The sequence below is a fragment of the Brevundimonas mediterranea genome (genome assembly GCF_014196125.1).
Classification (GTDB): Bacteria; Pseudomonadota; Alphaproteobacteria; order Caulobacterales; family Caulobacteraceae; genus Brevundimonas; species Brevundimonas mediterranea.
The window spans coordinates 548,529-562,627 of sequence record NZ_JACIDA010000001.1; the positions used below are offsets into that span (position 1 = coordinate 548,529).

Below are 14,099 nucleotides of genomic sequence, written 5' to 3' on the forward strand. Positions count from 1 at the left end.
CCTATGACCCACACCATCTTCATTGACGGCGAAGCCGGCACCACGGGCCTCGAGATCCGCGAGCGGCTGGAGGCGCGCTCGGATCTGGAGCTGATCCTGCTGGGCGACCGTCGGCGTGACGTCGAGGCGCGGCGCGAGGCTCTGAACAGCGCCGATGCGGTGATCCTGTGCCTGCCGGACGACGCGGCGCGCGAGGCGGTGGCCATGGTCGAGAACCCGTCGGTCAAGGTGATCGACGCCTCGACCGCCTATCGGGTCGCGCCGGGCTGGGCCTATGGCTTTCCCGAGATGGACGCAGGCCAGCGCGATCTGATCGCCCGGTCGCAGTTCGTGTCCAACCCCGGCTGCTATCCGACCGGCTTCATCGGCCTGATGCGGCCGCTGGTGAAGGCGGGCCTGGTTCCGGCCGGCCATCCGGTCACGGTCAATGCGGTCTCGGGCTATTCCGGCGGCGGCAAGGCCATGATCGCCGAGTTCGAAGCCGAAGACGCCTCGACCGCTTATCGCGCCTATGGTCTGGCGCTGAAGCACAAGCACGTGCCGGAAATGACGAAACATTCGGGGCTGAGCCGCGAGGTGCTGTTCGCTCCGGCGGTCGGGAATTACCGCCAGGGCATGCTGGTCGAGGTTCCGCTGCACCTCGCCGCCTTGCCGGAGACCCCGTCGGTCGAGCGGATCCACGGCGCCCTGGTCGAGGCCCATGAAGGCCAGAGGTTCGTCGAGGTGGTCGATCTGGACGAGACCGAGGCCATGGCCGGTCTGGAGCCCGAGGCGCTGAACGGCACGAACCGCTTGCGTCTGCACGTCTTCGGCGATCGGTCGGGCGAACAGGTGCGTCTGGTCGCCCTGCTGGACAATCTGGGCAAGGGCGCGTCGGGTGCGGCGGTGCAGAACCTCAACATCATGCTGGGGCTGGATGAGGCGACCGGGCTGAACTGAGGCCCTGATCTGAAGAAGGTACGAGGCGAGAAACCTTTCCCTTCGTCCCATCGTACTGGGTGACATGACCCAGTCCCCGATCCTCAATCGACGCGGCCTTCTGACCGGCGCCGGCGCGCTGGCCTTGGCCGCCTGTTCGCCCGAACCGTCCCAGGCGGGGCAGGGACCCTACGCCGCCTCGCCCTATCGTCGCGTGACGGACGCCGAATGGCGACGGCGGCTGGGCGACGCCGCCTGGCGCGTGATGCGGCACGAGGACACCGAACGGCCCTACACCAGCCCGCTGAATGACGAACATCGGCGCGGGACCTTCGTCTGCAAGGGCTGCGACCTGCCGCTGTTCCGCTCGAACTGGAAGTTCGATTCCCGCACCGGCTGGCCCAGCTTCTATGAGGTCATCGCCGCCAACATCGGCCGCAAGCGCGACCTGGCCATCGGCATTCCCCGCACCGAATACCACTGCGCCCGGTGCCTGGGACATCAGGGCCATGTGTTCAACGATGGGCCGAGGCCTACGGGTCTGCGCTACTGCAACAACGGCGTCGCGCTGAAGTTCGTCGCCGCCTAGCGCCGGTTGGCGCGCACAGCCGAATCAACGGTCACCCCGAACCAGACGGCGGCGATGATGATCAGCAGGCCGTAGTCGTGGCCCGGCAGGAAGACCGGAGCGACGGCGGCGGCGATGACCAGCAGGGGAAACAGGCCAGCCCAGGCGGCGGTTCCCGGCGAGGCCGCATGGATGACCGGCTGCGGCGTCGGGCGGTTCATCCGGCGGGCCATCCAGCCGTTCAGGGCGACGAACAGGCCCGCACAGACCACGGCGCTGATCACATATTTCGCCGTATTGCCCGGCTCGCCGAAGGTCGCCGCCGTCATGATCAGCAGAACCAGGGCGACGCCCGTGCTGACGGCCAGCAGGATATTGGGTTCGATACGGTTCAAGACTTCACTTTCACATACAGACCCGGCGCCGGGGCCAGGGGTGGAAGCGGACCCTTAGCAGGGTCTCGGGCCGGAATCCTGGCGCCCGAGCGATCATGCAGCCAGCCGGCCCAGTGCTCCCACCAACTGCCCGGATGCTCAGCCGCCCCGGCCTGCCACTCGGCCAGGGTCTCGGGCAGGGCGGCGTTGGTCCAGTGCTGGTATTTTCGCGCCGCCGGAGCGTTGATCACCCCGGCGATATGGCCCGACCCGGCTAGGGTGAAGGTCACGTCCGTGCTGCCGAATAGGCGAGCCGAACGATAGACCGAGTTCATCGGGGCGATATGATCCTCGCGGCTGGCCTGGAAATACAGGGGGATGGCGACCTTCGACAGGTCGGCCGTCAGGCCGCCGATCTCGAACACGCCGCGCGCCAGGGCGTTGGCGCCGTACATCTGGCGCAGATAGGCCAGGTGCAGGGTCTTGGGCATCCGGGTCTGGTCCGCGTTCCAGAACAACAGGTCGAAGGCCGGCGGATCCTTGCCCAGTAGATAGTTGCTGATGAAGAAGGACCAGATCAGGTCGTTGGAGCGTAGGGCGTTGAAGGTGTCCGCCATGGCCGTGCCGGGCAGGACCCCGCCGGCGGCGTCCATCTGGCGCTCGATCTCGGCGATCCAGTGTTCGTCGGTGAACAGCAGCAGGTCGCCGGCCTCGGCGAAGTCATGCTGGGCGGCGAAGAAGGTGGCGGCGGCGACGCGGGTGTCGCCCCGCGCCGCCATATGGGCAAGGCCCGCGCCCAGCAGGGTGCCGCCGATGCAATAGCCGACCGCGTTCAACTGCTCCGCGCCCGTCTGTTCCAGCGTCTTGTCGATGGCGCGATAGACGCCCTTTTCCAGATAGTCGTCGAAGCCGAAGCCCGCCTTGTCCAGGTCCGGATTGACCCAGGAACAGACGAAGACGGTGAAGCCCTGGGCCGACAGCCAGCGGATCATCGAATTGGTCGGCTGGAGGTCCAGGATGTAGAACTTGTTGATCCAGGGTGGGAAGATCAGCAGGGGGATCTGATGCTGGGTCTCGGTCGCCGCATCATACTGGATCAGCTCGAACAGGTCGTCGCGCCACACCACCTGGCCCGGCGCGGTGGCGACATTTTCGCCGACGACGAACTTGCCGTAGTCGGCCTGGCTGATGCGCAGGGAACCGCCGCCGCGTTCCAGATCGGCGACGAAATTCTGCATCCCCTTGACCAGGGACTCGCCGCTGGTTTCGGCCAGGGCCTTAAGGGCCACCGGGTTGGAGGCGAGGAAGTTGGACGGCGAGAAGGCGTCGGTCAGCAGGCGGGTGAAGAACTGGGCGCGCTGCTTGACCGCCGGATCGACGTCCTCGACCCCCGCGATCAGGCCGTTCATCCAGTCCGAGGTCAGCAGATAGGAGCGGCGCATCATGTCGAACATCGGATTGTCGGACCAGGCGGGATCCTTGAACCGCTTGTCGGCGGGAGCGGGCGGCATCGGCTCGCCGGCCGCCTGACGCGCCGTGCCGGTCCACAGGTCCATATAGCGGCTGAACAGGTCGGCCTGGGCCTGGAACAGTTTTTCTGGGCGTGAGGCCAGGCTGCTCATGACCGAGGTCATGGCGGGGCCGACATGGAACGGGTCGGGCGACAGGGCGGCGGGGCGGTCGGCTTGAGACAGGGCGGCCTCGGCGAGCGCGCTCTGGGCCATCATGGCCGCCTTGGCCAGGTTCATGGACAGGGTTTCGAGCAACTGGGCCTGGTCGGCGCCACGGAAGGGGGCGGAGGCGGGCTCGGCGGGCGTCTCGGCGGCGGGGGCGGCGTCCGGCGATTCGATCTTGGGCTCGGGCGCCGGCGTCTTGGCGCGCGGCGGGCGGGGCTTGGCCGAGGTGGGGCGACCGGGTTTGCGCGGCGTCTTCGCGACCGGGGCGTCCTCAAGCGGCGTGGGCTTAGGCGTCTGAGCCGCCGCAGGTTTGGACGGTCCTGGCTTGGAAGCGGCAGGTTTGGCCTTCCGGGCGGCGCCTTTTGGGGCGGGCTGGGAAGTCGGGGTCTTGTCTTTCGGAGCTTGGGCCATGGATTTCCTTCGCCTTCCTGTGTGCAGAGGGCTGGTTCGACGCCTCGCCCTTCCGCACGACGCGATGATGGCATAAGACCGACCCCGACATGAACGCGCACTTTCGAAAAAGAACGAGGCTGACGGCTTCTTTGCTCTGCTTGGCGTCGCTGTCGGCGTCTCTGGGGGCCTGTGCGCGCTCGTTTGCGCCGAGCACCGATCCGACCTCGCCCATCGCGCCGCGGGTTCAGGCCATGGTCGACGCCAATCGCCATTATCCCAGTTGGGAGAACTTCCCCGCCGCGCCGGCCGACCTGCCGCAGGCGACCCAGGTCGCGGCCCAGGTCCAGGCGCTGCAGGGCCAGGGCGGGGCCTTGGGCGGCGAGGTGGCGCGGATCGACTGGACGCTGGGCGACGCCGAAACCCTGGCCGCCGAGACCCGCGCCCAGGTCGGAGCCGTGCCCGTGTCGCCGGATGCGGCCCGCACCGAGGCCGAGATCGACGCCTTCGCCCAGAGCCTGAGGGACCGCGCCAAGGCGCCGCCGCCGATTGATCGGCGCCCGGTTGAATGAGCCTGTCGCCGGGGATCGAGAATCCCCGGATGACGCGACGATGGCGGACGACGGCGGCTTCAAGATCGACACTGCATTTCTGGGCGTGACCCAGTCCCTGTCCGGCCGGGCCTGGCGTCAACGCCCGGCCGAGGCTGCGACCATCCGCGCCCACATGCAGGGGCTGGGCGTGGAAGAGCCGCTGGCGCGGGCCCTGGCCTCGCGCGGCGTGCGGGCGGATCAGGGGGCCGACTTCCTGACCCCGACCCTGCGCGCCCTGTTCCCCGATCCCTCCAGCTTCATGGACATGGACGCCGCCGCCGAGGCCTTGCTGGATGCGTTCCAGGCCAAGTCTCAGGTTCACATCTTCGCCGACTATGATGTGGACGGCGCCTCCAGCGCGGCCCTGCTGGTGCGCTGGTTCCGGGCCATGGGGGCGGACCTGCCCATCTATGTCCCCAACCGGCTGACCGAAGGCTATGGCCCCAGCGCCAAGGCCTTCGACACCCTGAAGGCCGCCGGCGCCGACCTGGTGGTGACGGTCGATTGCGGGGCGGCGGCGAACGAGGCCCTGGCCCATGCGGCGGCCATCGATCTGAAGATCGTCGTCATCGACCACCATCTGATGCGCAGCGAACCGCCCAAGGCGCTGGCGGTCGTCAACCCGAACCGGCCCGGCTGCAACTCGGGGCAAGGCAATCTGGCGGCGGCGGGCGTGGTCTTTGTTCTACTGGCCGCTTTGAACCGCGAGGCGCGTCGGCGCGGCCTGTTCGAAGACCGGCCCGAGCCCGATATTCGCCAGTGGCTGGATCTGGCCGCCCTGGGCGCCATCTGCGACGTCACGGCCCTGACCGGGTTCAACCGCGCCCTGACGGGGTTGGGGCTGAAGGTCATGAGCGACTGGAAGAACCCCGGCCTGCGCGCCCTGCTGGCCGCCGCCGGCGCCGAACAAGGGCCGGCCAAGAGCAACCACGCCGGCTTTATACTGGGGCCACGCATCAACGCCGGCGGGCGGATCGGCCGATCGGACCTGGGCGCGCGGCTGTTGTCGACCGACGATCCCGCCGAGGCCCAGGCCCTGGCGCTGGAGCTGGACGCCCTGAACCTGTCGCGCCGCGAAGTCGAACGCGCCGTGACGGAGGCCGCCGTCCGCCGCGTCGAGGCGACCGGCGCCCACGCCGACGAGACGGCCCTGGTGGTCGTGGCGGGCGAGGACTGGCACCCCGGCGTGGTCGGCATCGTCGCCGGGCGCCTGCGCGAACGCTGGCGCAAGCCGGTGATCGTCATCGGGCTGGATCCGGTGACGGGTCTGGGCAAGGGGTCGGGCCGGTCGCAGCCGGGCATGAACCTGGGCCGCGCCATTCAGGCGGCGTGGGAGGCGGGGATCCTGCTGGCTGGGGGCGGGCACGCCATGGCGGCCGGTCTGACGATGGACGGCGCACGACTGGCCGAACTGACCGACTTCCTGAACGAGCGGCTGGCCGGCGAGCGGATCGAGGCGGTAGCGATGGATGCGCTGGAGATCGACGCCCTGATCGATCCCGGCGCAGCGACCCGGGCTTTGTTCGAATCGTTCGAGCAATTGGCCCCCTTCGGTCCCGCCAACCCCGAGCCGGTCTTCGCCCTGAACGGGGTGCAGGCCCGCGAACCGGTGCAGATGAACGGCGGCCATGTCCGCTGTCGCCTGGTCGGGCCGGACGGCGCCTCGGTGCGGGCCGTGGCCTGGCGATGTGCCGATCTGCCGACCGGCCAGGCGCTGCTGAGCGGGCAGGGGGGGCTGAATGTCGTCGGCCGTCTGAAGGCGGACGACTGGAACGGCCGTCGCGGCGTGCAGTTCGAGATCGAGGACGTCGCCGATCCTCGCAGGGTTTGAGCGGCGCGGGCACGGCCCGGACCGTCGCAAAAAACTCGAAATCCGCGCTTGCACCCGTCCGAGGGCGCGGCTATATCGCCGGCTCTCCCGCGCAGCGGTCCCTTCGTCTATCGGTTAGGACGTCAGGTTTTCAACCTGAAAAGAGGGGTTCGACTCCCCTAGGGACTGCCACGCGGGATGAATACGGGCCGTGCCGATAGGCCGCCCGAGCGGCGTTCGCCTCTTCATTTGAGTCCTGCACCAACCCCGTCGTCGCCACGGGCGAAAACCATCACGGGTGGTGTCATTCGCGCGACACAACTGGAAGCTTTCCGCCAGAAGGTGCAAGTTTCGGGCGCCTTTCCCCCATTTTGACCTTTCCAAAGATTCGCGGAACAGTGTTAAACGTAATCGTGTCCGTAAGAGGAGCGGACGGGGGTTTGATAATTTGTCTGACTACGATGAGATGGAGACGGCGGAGACCGTTCGTGTCGTCGGGCGCGTGAAGTGGTTCGATCCGGCGAAGGGCTATGGCTTCATCGTGCCGGATGACCCGACGTTGACCGAGCTACGGGATGTTCTTCTGCACATCAGCAGTCTGCGCGACACCGGCCGCGAAACGGCAGATGAAGGCGCGCCTATTGTCTGCGATTGTGTTCGGCGATCCAAAGGCTGGCAGGCCGTCGAGATCCATGACCTGGGAGCGGGCGAGGCGAGCGTCATCGTGCGTCGTTCGGCGCCCATGGCCGAGGCTGTCGTGACGTCGCCCGAAATCGATGCGGTCCTGGAGCCGGCCGTGGTCAAATGGTTCAATCGGACCAAGGGCTATGGATTCGTGGTGCGTGATCGCGAACCGGGCGATATCTTCGTCCACATCGAAACCCTGCGGCGCTGCGGCCTGGACGATCTCGTGCCAGGCGACACGGTGCAGGTGCGATTCGCCAGCGGTCCCAAGGGGCTGGTGGTGGCTGAAATCAGACCGGGCGGCTGATCGGTCGCTCCAGGAGGGGCGCATGATCGACGCGACGAGACGTTTTGTTATGGCCGGCCTGATGGCGCTCGCCGTCGTCGGATGCGCCGCGAAAGCGCCGGCCGGGCCGAATGGCGAGCCCCTGCAGAAGCTGGCCGTGGTGACGGCGTCCGGCGAGCACCCGTTCTGGGTCGAAATCGCCGACGAAGAGCCTGAACGTCAGCGGGGCCTGATGTTCCGCCCGCCGCTGGGCGATGATCGCGGCATGCTGTTCCAGTGGCCCGGAGAGGCGCCGCGGGAACAGAGCTTCTGGATGCGCAACACGCCCAGTTCTCTGGACATCCTCTATATCGATCCGAAAGGCCGGATCGTCTCGATCGCCTCCCACGCCACGCCCTTTTCCGAGGTTCCGATACCGTCGAACGGGGCCGCGAACGGCGTGCTGGAGCTTCGCGCGGGTCGCGCGGCCGAGATCGGCGCCAAGCCCGGCGACAGGATTTTGCATCCTTATTTCAAGCCTTGATTGCGGATCGCGCGACGAAGTGCCAATAGAGCGCTCCGTTCGGTCCGGGGTGTAGCGCAGCCTGGTAGCGCATCTGGTTTGGGACCAGAGGGTCGGAGGTTCGAATCCTCTCGCCCCGACCAATGGACGGCCGCTGGATTCCGTGTCCCGCGCGCGTTATGGCAGGTCCTCTGGACCTGCCGATCACTAGGGATTTCGCCATGCTCGCCCGCATCTACCGCCCAGCCAAGACCGCTATGCAGTCCGGCAAGGCCAAGAGCCGCGACTGGCGTCTGGAGTTCGAACCGGCCTCGGCCCGCACCCTTGATCCGCTCATGGGCTGGACCAGCTCGTCGGACATGAACGGTCAGGTGCGTCTCGCCTTTGATTCGAAGGAAGAAGCTGTCGCCTATGCCGAACGCCACGGCATTCCGTTCCGCCTGCACGAGCCGAACGAGGCCCCGACGATCCTGAAGGCCTACGCCGATAATTTCGCCCCCAATCGCAAACAGCCCTGGACGCACTGACGCCCGGCTCGCTGCCGAGCGCCCTTAGCTCAACCGGATAGAGCACCCGCCTTCTAAGCGGACGGTTGCAGGTTCGAGTCCTGCAGGGCGCGCCACCCTCGCGACGGCGCCGCTGAAAGCCACGCCATGACCGAGTCAACATCTCTGAACCCCGGCGAGATTCGCGTCGCCGCCCTGTATCGGTTCGCCGCGATCAAGGACGTCGAGGCGGTGCAGGCGCTGCTGCACAGCGTGTGCGAAGCCGGCGCGGTCAAAGGCACGCTGCTGGTTGCGACCGAGGGGCTGAACGGCACGATCGCCGGTCCTGAAGCGGGTATTGAAGCGGTGCTGGCCGACATCCGCGCCATCCCGGGCTTCGCCGATCTGGAGGTCAAATACGCCTGGGCGGGCGACATGCCGTTTCTGCGACTGAAGGTCCGGATCAAGCGCGAGATCGTGACCATGGGCCAGCCGGACCTGGATCCGGCGCGACAGGCCGGAGTCTATGTCGCGCCTCAGGACTGGAACGCCCTGATCGCCGATCCGACCACCCTGGTGATCGACACCCGCAACGACTACGAGGGCGAGATCGGCGCCTTCGAGCGGGCGGTGCAGCCGAACACCCGCAGCTTCCGCGATTTTCCCGACTGGTTCCGCACCGAAGGACGCGCCCTGCTGGACCAGATGAAGCCGCAGCGCGTCGCCATGTACTGCACCGGCGGCATCCGCTGCGAGAAATCGACGGCCTTCCTGAAGGCCGAGGGAATCGAGAACGTCCACCATCTGGAAGGCGGGATCCTGCGCTATCTGGAAGAGGTCGAACCGGCCGACAGCCTGTGGCGCGGCGACTGTTTCGTTTTCGACGAGCGGGTCTCGGTCGGTCATGGCCTGGTCCAAGGCGATCACACCCTGTGCCGGGGGTGCCGTATGCCCCTGGACGCCGAAGGCCGGGCGTCGCCCCATTTTATCGAGGGCGTCTGCTGCGAACGCTGCCGCGACACCCGCGACGACGCGCAGAGGCTGCGCTACGCCGAACGTCAGAGACAGATCGAGATCGCCCGTGTGCGTGGGACGGAACATCTGGGGCGACGCGAAGACGGGTGATCGTCAGGCCCAGGCGCGGCGATGAGGGAGAGAAGAGAACCGGTCAGGGCGTCGCCACGAATGGGCGGTCTTTGCTAAACTCGCCGATTTTCAGGCCAAAACAGCGCTGGCGGCGAGATGTCTGATGCCGACAGTCTTAGCCCCGAGTGGCTCCGCGGGTAGGATTCGAACCTACGACCAGCCGATTAACAGTCGGCTGCTCTACCACTGAGCTACCGCGGAACTGCTCGGGAGGCGGGCCTATAGCAGCGGCCATTCGATTCGTGCAATGGGAAAAACGACGAATGCGCACGATCTCGATCAATGACCCCGATGACGCCCGGATCTCCGGCTTTCGCGATATTCGCGAACGCGACCTGACGGGCCGCGAGGGCCTGTTCGTGGCCGAAGGCGAGGTGGTGGTGCGGGTCTTGGCCTCGACCGCTTCACGATGCCGACCCCGCGCCCTGCTGCTGGCGGAGAAACGGGTCGCGGCCCTGAGCGACGTCATCGGGGCGCTTGCGCCGTCGGTTCCCGTCTATGTCGCCGGCCAGGCCGTTCTGGACCGGATCGCTGGATTTCCGCTGCACCGGGGCATCCTGGCTCTGGGTGAGAAGCCCGTAGCGCCGCCGCTTGAGCACCTGTTGGCGGCCGTCGCCGACGAGGATGTGTTCGTGATCGCCAGCGGCATCGGCAATCACGACAATATGGGCGGGGTGTTCCGCAATGCGGCGGCCTTCGGGGCGCGGGCCGTCTTGCTGGACGAGACCTGCTGCGACCCCTTCTATCGCAAGGCTATCCGGGTTTCGGTCGGGGCCGTGCTGCGGACCCCATTCACGGTCGGCGGATCGGCTGAGGATCTGGTGGCGGCGATGCAGACGGCGGGGGTGGAGGTGCTGGCCCTGACCCCGTCGGCGACGCTGAGGCTGGCGGACTACCGGCCCCATGGGGCCGTCGCCCTGATGGTGGGGGCGGAGGGGCCGGGTCTGCCCCGCGCGGTGATTGATCGGTGCCGCGCCGTCGGCGTGCCCATGGCGGGGGGTTTTGATTCGTTGAATGTCGCCGTGACCAGCGCCTTGGCGCTTCATCATGTGACCAGCGGACGGCCCGCAGGCTGACGCCAGCGTTCACCAGGATGTTAGAGTGTTAAGGTTTCGTACACCTTGCGCGGCGGCCGAAACTATGGCGAACCTTGTTCTCGTTGGTGTGGGGGCGCGCAATGAACATTCTGTATTTTCTGAACCGAAACGTTCGGGCGGCGATCTTCATCGCCGCCGGGGTCGCCGGTCTGGGCGCGGCGGGCCTGATCGGCTGGGTGACTGCGCCGATCAGCTGATCGTTCAGGGGCGATAGAGACGAAAAAGGCGCGGATCCCAGGATCCGCGCCTTTTGTTCGTTTGTCGCGATGGAGGCCTGACCGGGAATCGAACCCGGGTGCAAGGATTTGCAGTCCTCTGCGTCACCACTCCGCCATCAGGCCGCTTTTTCCCCGATTTCTCGGGGGCGGTCATCGCGAGGGGCGTTCGCTATCAGATCGGATTGTCCGCTGCAACGCGCGGAACTATAAGCGCGCAAGATTTCCTCCCTGACTATCGATTGAAAGCTGCCCAAAGATGGATTTCACCGCCGAGCGCAAGGCCCTGGTCGACTCGCAGGTCCGCGTGAACGATGTGACCAATCACGAGATCCACATGGCCATGATGGAGGTCCCGCGTGAACGTTACTGTGCGCCGGACCGCGTCTTCGCCGCCTATTCGGACGCTTCGGTCGAGATCGCGGGCGACCGCAAGCTGATGCCGGCGCGCGACGTCTCCAAGCTGTTGCAGGCCGCCGATGCGCGGGAAGGGGAGAAGGCCCTGGCCATCGCCGCCCCCTACGCCGCTGCGGTGCTGGCGCGCATGGGCCTGACGGTCACGGCCCAGGAGGCGGACCGAGCCGTGTTCGACGTGGTGGGCGAGGCCCTGGCCGAAGACGGGGTGGCCACGGCCGTGTCGCCCCTGGCGTCGCCGGTCGGCGAGAACTGGGACTTGATCGTCTGCGAGGGCGGTGTGGCGGCCCTGCCGGACGCCTGGGGCGAGGCCCTACGCACCGGCGGCCGCCTGGTGGTGGTCGAGCGCCGCAGCGCCATCGGCAAGGCGGCTCTTTATGTGAAGGGGCGCGAAGGCCTGTCGCGACGCGAACTGTTCGATTCGTCGCCGGCCCTTCTCGCGGAACTGACGCCAGCCCCCACATTTGCGCTTTGAAGCCGAGGCGCGGGCGCTCGCTGTTAGCGTGAAAAAAACTTAACTGGCGTCAGATCGACTGAGGCCGCAGTTACGCTTGATGACATTCGGGCGCTCCCTGGGGGGCGTCAGGCAAGGACGGACAATGTTGAAACGCTCGCGTGTGCTGGCTTCGGCCGCTGTGGTGGCTCTCGTGACGGGACTGGGCGCGCCCGCCTGGGCCGAGACGCTGCAGGAAGCGATCGCCCTGGCCTATCAGACCAATCCCAGCCTGCTGGCCCAGCGGGCGAATCAGCGCGCGCTGGACGAAACCGTGGTCCAGGCGCGGTCGGGCCTGCGCCCGACACTGAGCGCCTCGGCAGGGGTCGACTACACCCGCAGCGATTTCCCGACCGTCACCCAGTTCGTCGACACGAACAACGACGGCGTGCCGGACACCCAGGTGTCCAGTTCATCGTCCGAGAGCGACGGCGCCACCGTGGGCGTCAGCCTGTCGCAGAACATCTGGACCGCCGGCCGCACCACCCTGGCCATCGACCAGGCCCGGGCCGGCGTGATGGCGGGTCGTGAAAACCTTCGCGAGATCGAACAGTCGGTCATGCTGTCGGTGATCCAGGCCTATGTGAACGTCACCCGCGACATGGAAATCCTGCGCATCCGCCAGGAAAATCTCGCCGTGCTGCAACGCCAGCTGGAAGAGACCAGCGCCCGATTCGAGGTCGGCGAGATCACCCGGACTGATGTGGCCCAGGCCGAGGCCTCCTTGGCCCAGTCCGAAGCCGATCTGGCCAACGCCCAGGCCCAGCTGTCGACCACCCGCGCCGCCTATGCCGCCGTCGTGGGCCAGTCGCCCAGCGACCTTGAGGCGGCGCCGGTCCTGCCGACCGTCCCGAGCGATTTCGACGCCGCCATGGAAGTCGCGCTGGCGCGTAACCCGGGCGTGCTTTCGGCGACCTATTCCTTGCAGGCCGCCGAGGCCGCCGTCGCCGCCGCGCGGGCCGAGTATCTGCCTTCGGTGCGCGCCACCGCCTCTTATGGCGGCACAGCGAACGATCTGGGCAATCTGAGTGAACTGGCCGATCGCCGCAGCTTCACCGCCGGCGCCACGCTGTCGGTGCCCCTGTTCACCGGCGGCCTGAACCGGTCGCGCGTCGCCCAGGCCCTGGAACGGGCCAACGCCGCCCAGATCGCCGTCGAGGGTGAGCGCCGCACTGTGTTGCAGAACGTCAGCTCGGCCTATGCCCAGGTCCTGTCGACCCGTTCGAACGTCGCCGCCGGCGAAGAGGCGGTGCGCGCCGCCTCGGTGGCCGCCGAGGGCGTGCGGCAGGAGGCGCAGGTCGGCCTGCGCACGACGCTGGACGTGCTGAACCAGGAAGTGACCCTGCGGGCGTCGCAGACCTCGCTGGCCGCCGCCCGCGCCGCCGAATATGTGGCCCGCGCCTCGCTGCTGTCGGCCATGGGCCAGCTCGAAGGGCCGAACCTGAACGCCAATCTGGACGTCTATGACGCCAAGACCAACTATGACCGCGTTCGCAATCGCGGCGGCCTGCCCTGGGACGGCGTGATCGAGGCCCTGGACCGGGTCGCCTCGCCGCCGGTCGTCGACGCCGACGACGCGCGGGATGCGCCGATCGACACTCAACTCAAGGGCGATGTGATCCGCACTGCGCCTGGCGCATGACGTCGGCCTGACGAACGAGGGGCAAAACGCCCGTTGATTCCGGCGGGCGTTGATGCGACGACAATATCCTGGGGTCGGGAAGGCTAGGTCTTCCGGTCCCGGACCCGTGCATGGCGTTTGGGGGCGACCTCCACGCCCCCAGTTTCATTCCAGGCCTCTCCCAGGGTTAATTCATGACCGACCAGTCCGCCCCGGAACCCACCATGGAGGAGATCCTGGCGTCGATTCGCCGGATCATCTCCGAAGACGACGCGCCCGCCGAGACGCCGCCGGTCGCCGCCGCGCCGGAGCCCGCACCCGAACCGGCGCCGGAGCCCGAACCGACGCCGGAGCCCGAGCCCGCGGCGGCCGAGAGTATTTTCGCCGCGCCCGCCGAGCCGGAGCCGCAGCCGGAACCCGAGGTCGCCGATGACGATGTCCTCGAGCTGACCGAACTCTATGAAGCGCCCGCATCGGAAACCATCGGCGATCTGGACATCGTCGAGGCCGCGCCCGAGCCGGTCGTTTCCGCGCCCGAGCCGGTCGAAACGCCCGCCCCGGCCTATGATGCGCTGGTCGGCGAAAGCGCCGCCGCCAGCGCCGCTTCAGCTTTCGCCGGTCTGGCCGCCTCGTTCAAGAAGCCCGAGCCCGCTGCGACCTCTTCGACGGAAATGCCCTTCGTCAGCGGCAACACCGTCGAGGCCATGGTCGCCGAGATGCTGCGTCCGATGCTGAAGGACTGGTTGGACAACAACCTGCCCGCCATCGTCGAGGCGGCGGTGCAGAGGGAAGTCGAACGCATCGCGCGCAGCGCCTAGCCCTTCGCT

Annotated in this window: 14 protein-coding genes and 5 tRNA genes; 15 read left to right on the plus strand and 4 right to left on the minus strand. The window is 67.5% G+C overall.

Annotated elements, in window-relative coordinates:
* Nucleotides 1–3 precede the first annotated feature (3 nt).
* Entirely contained in the window at nt 4–939 is a 936-nt protein-coding gene (gene argC / locus GGR11_RS02775; protein WP_183195298.1) for an N-acetyl-gamma-glutamyl-phosphate reductase, read from the plus strand.
* A gap of 64 nt (nt 940–1,003) precedes the next feature.
* A complete protein-coding gene (msrB, locus tag GGR11_RS02780; protein WP_183195299.1) occupies nt 1,004–1,507 on the plus strand; it encodes a peptide-methionine (R)-S-oxide reductase MsrB in 504 nt (167 codons plus the stop codon).
* Here msrB and GGR11_RS02785 read toward each other — a convergent pair.
* Nucleotides 1,504–1,881, minus strand: a complete 378-nt coding sequence (locus GGR11_RS02785; protein ID WP_183195300.1) for a hypothetical protein — start codon at nt 1,879–1,881, stop codon at nt 1,504–1,506. The genes msrB and GGR11_RS02785 overlap by 4 nt on opposite strands.
* On the minus strand, nt 1,878–3,947 hold the full coding sequence (phaC, locus tag GGR11_RS02790; protein ID WP_183195301.1) for a class I poly(R)-hydroxyalkanoic acid synthase: 2,070 nt from the start codon (nt 3,945–3,947) through the stop codon (nt 1,878–1,880). Before phaC ends, GGR11_RS02785 begins: the two co-directional genes overlap by 4 nt.
* A 233-nt stretch (nt 3,948–4,180) precedes the next feature.
* On the opposite strand from phaC, the gene GGR11_RS02795 reads away from it, so the two are divergent.
* The 9 genes from GGR11_RS02795 to trhO all read left to right on the plus strand — a co-directional run bounded on the left by GGR11_RS02795 (nt 4,181) and on the right by trhO (nt 9,411).
* Nucleotides 4,181–4,498 (plus strand): hypothetical protein, encoded by a 318-nt coding sequence (locus GGR11_RS02795; protein ID WP_246331501.1) that lies wholly within the window; start codon nt 4,181–4,183, stop codon nt 4,496–4,498.
* A gap of 40 nt (nt 4,499–4,538) precedes the next feature.
* The gene (gene recJ / locus GGR11_RS02800; RefSeq protein WP_183195303.1) at nt 4,539–6,350 is read left to right on the plus strand and encodes a single-stranded-DNA-specific exonuclease RecJ; all 1,812 of its coding nucleotides are present in this window, start codon (nt 4,539–4,541) and stop codon (nt 6,348–6,350) included.
* 96 nt (nt 6,351–6,446) lie between these two features.
* Nucleotides 6,447–6,521: transfer RNA gene (locus tag GGR11_RS02805), tRNA-Glu, on the plus strand.
* Nucleotides 6,522–6,795: 274 nt separating this feature from the next.
* Complete coding sequence (locus tag GGR11_RS02810) at nt 6,796–7,320, plus strand: cold-shock protein (RefSeq protein ID WP_183195304.1); 525 nt, start codon at nt 6,796–6,798, stop codon at nt 7,318–7,320.
* A gap of 22 nt (nt 7,321–7,342) precedes the next feature.
* The gene (locus tag GGR11_RS02815) at nt 7,343–7,822 is read left to right on the plus strand and encodes a DUF192 domain-containing protein (RefSeq protein ID WP_183195305.1); all 480 of its coding nucleotides are present in this window, start codon (nt 7,343–7,345) and stop codon (nt 7,820–7,822) included.
* A 45-nt stretch (nt 7,823–7,867) separates the two neighbouring features.
* Nucleotides 7,868–7,944 (plus strand) — tRNA-Pro (locus GGR11_RS02820).
* A gap of 78 nt (nt 7,945–8,022) precedes the next feature.
* A complete protein-coding gene (locus tag GGR11_RS02825; RefSeq protein ID WP_183195306.1) occupies nt 8,023–8,328 on the plus strand; it encodes an ETC complex I subunit in 306 nt (101 codons plus the stop codon).
* 18 nt (nt 8,329–8,346) lie between these two features.
* Nucleotides 8,347–8,423 (plus strand) — tRNA-Arg (locus tag GGR11_RS02830).
* 31 nt (nt 8,424–8,454) lie between these two features.
* The gene (trhO, locus tag GGR11_RS02835) at nt 8,455–9,411 is read left to right on the plus strand and encodes an oxygen-dependent tRNA uridine(34) hydroxylase TrhO (RefSeq protein ID WP_183195307.1); all 957 of its coding nucleotides are present in this window, start codon (nt 8,455–8,457) and stop codon (nt 9,409–9,411) included.
* A 147-nt stretch (nt 9,412–9,558) separates the two neighbouring features.
* Here the strand turns inward: trhO and GGR11_RS02840 are convergent.
* Nucleotides 9,559–9,633 (minus strand) — tRNA-Asn (locus GGR11_RS02840).
* 62 nt (nt 9,634–9,695) lie between these two features.
* Between GGR11_RS02840 and GGR11_RS02845 the strand changes: the two genes are divergently transcribed.
* A complete protein-coding gene (locus GGR11_RS02845; protein ID WP_183195308.1) occupies nt 9,696–10,508 on the plus strand; it encodes a TrmH family RNA methyltransferase in 813 nt (270 codons plus the stop codon).
* A gap of 288 nt (nt 10,509–10,796) precedes the next feature.
* On the opposite strand, the gene GGR11_RS02850 is transcribed toward GGR11_RS02845, so the two are convergent.
* Nucleotides 10,797–10,870, minus strand: a tRNA-Cys gene (locus GGR11_RS02850).
* Between the two features lie 133 nt (nt 10,871–11,003).
* On the opposite strand from GGR11_RS02850, the gene GGR11_RS02855 reads away from it, so the two are divergent.
* From GGR11_RS02855 to GGR11_RS02865, 3 genes are all read left to right on the plus strand, one after another.
* Nucleotides 11,004–11,633 (plus strand): protein-L-isoaspartate O-methyltransferase family protein, encoded by a 630-nt coding sequence (locus tag GGR11_RS02855; protein ID WP_183195309.1) that lies wholly within the window; start codon nt 11,004–11,006, stop codon nt 11,631–11,633.
* Between the two features lie 124 nt (nt 11,634–11,757).
* Complete coding sequence (locus GGR11_RS02860; protein ID WP_183195310.1) at nt 11,758–13,293, plus strand: TolC family outer membrane protein; 1,536 nt, start codon at nt 11,758–11,760, stop codon at nt 13,291–13,293.
* Between the two features lie 173 nt (nt 13,294–13,466).
* Nucleotides 13,467–14,090 (plus strand): DUF2497 domain-containing protein, encoded by a 624-nt coding sequence (locus tag GGR11_RS02865; RefSeq protein ID WP_183195311.1) that lies wholly within the window; start codon nt 13,467–13,469, stop codon nt 14,088–14,090.
* The last annotated feature ends 9 nt before the right edge of the window (nt 14,091–14,099 follow it).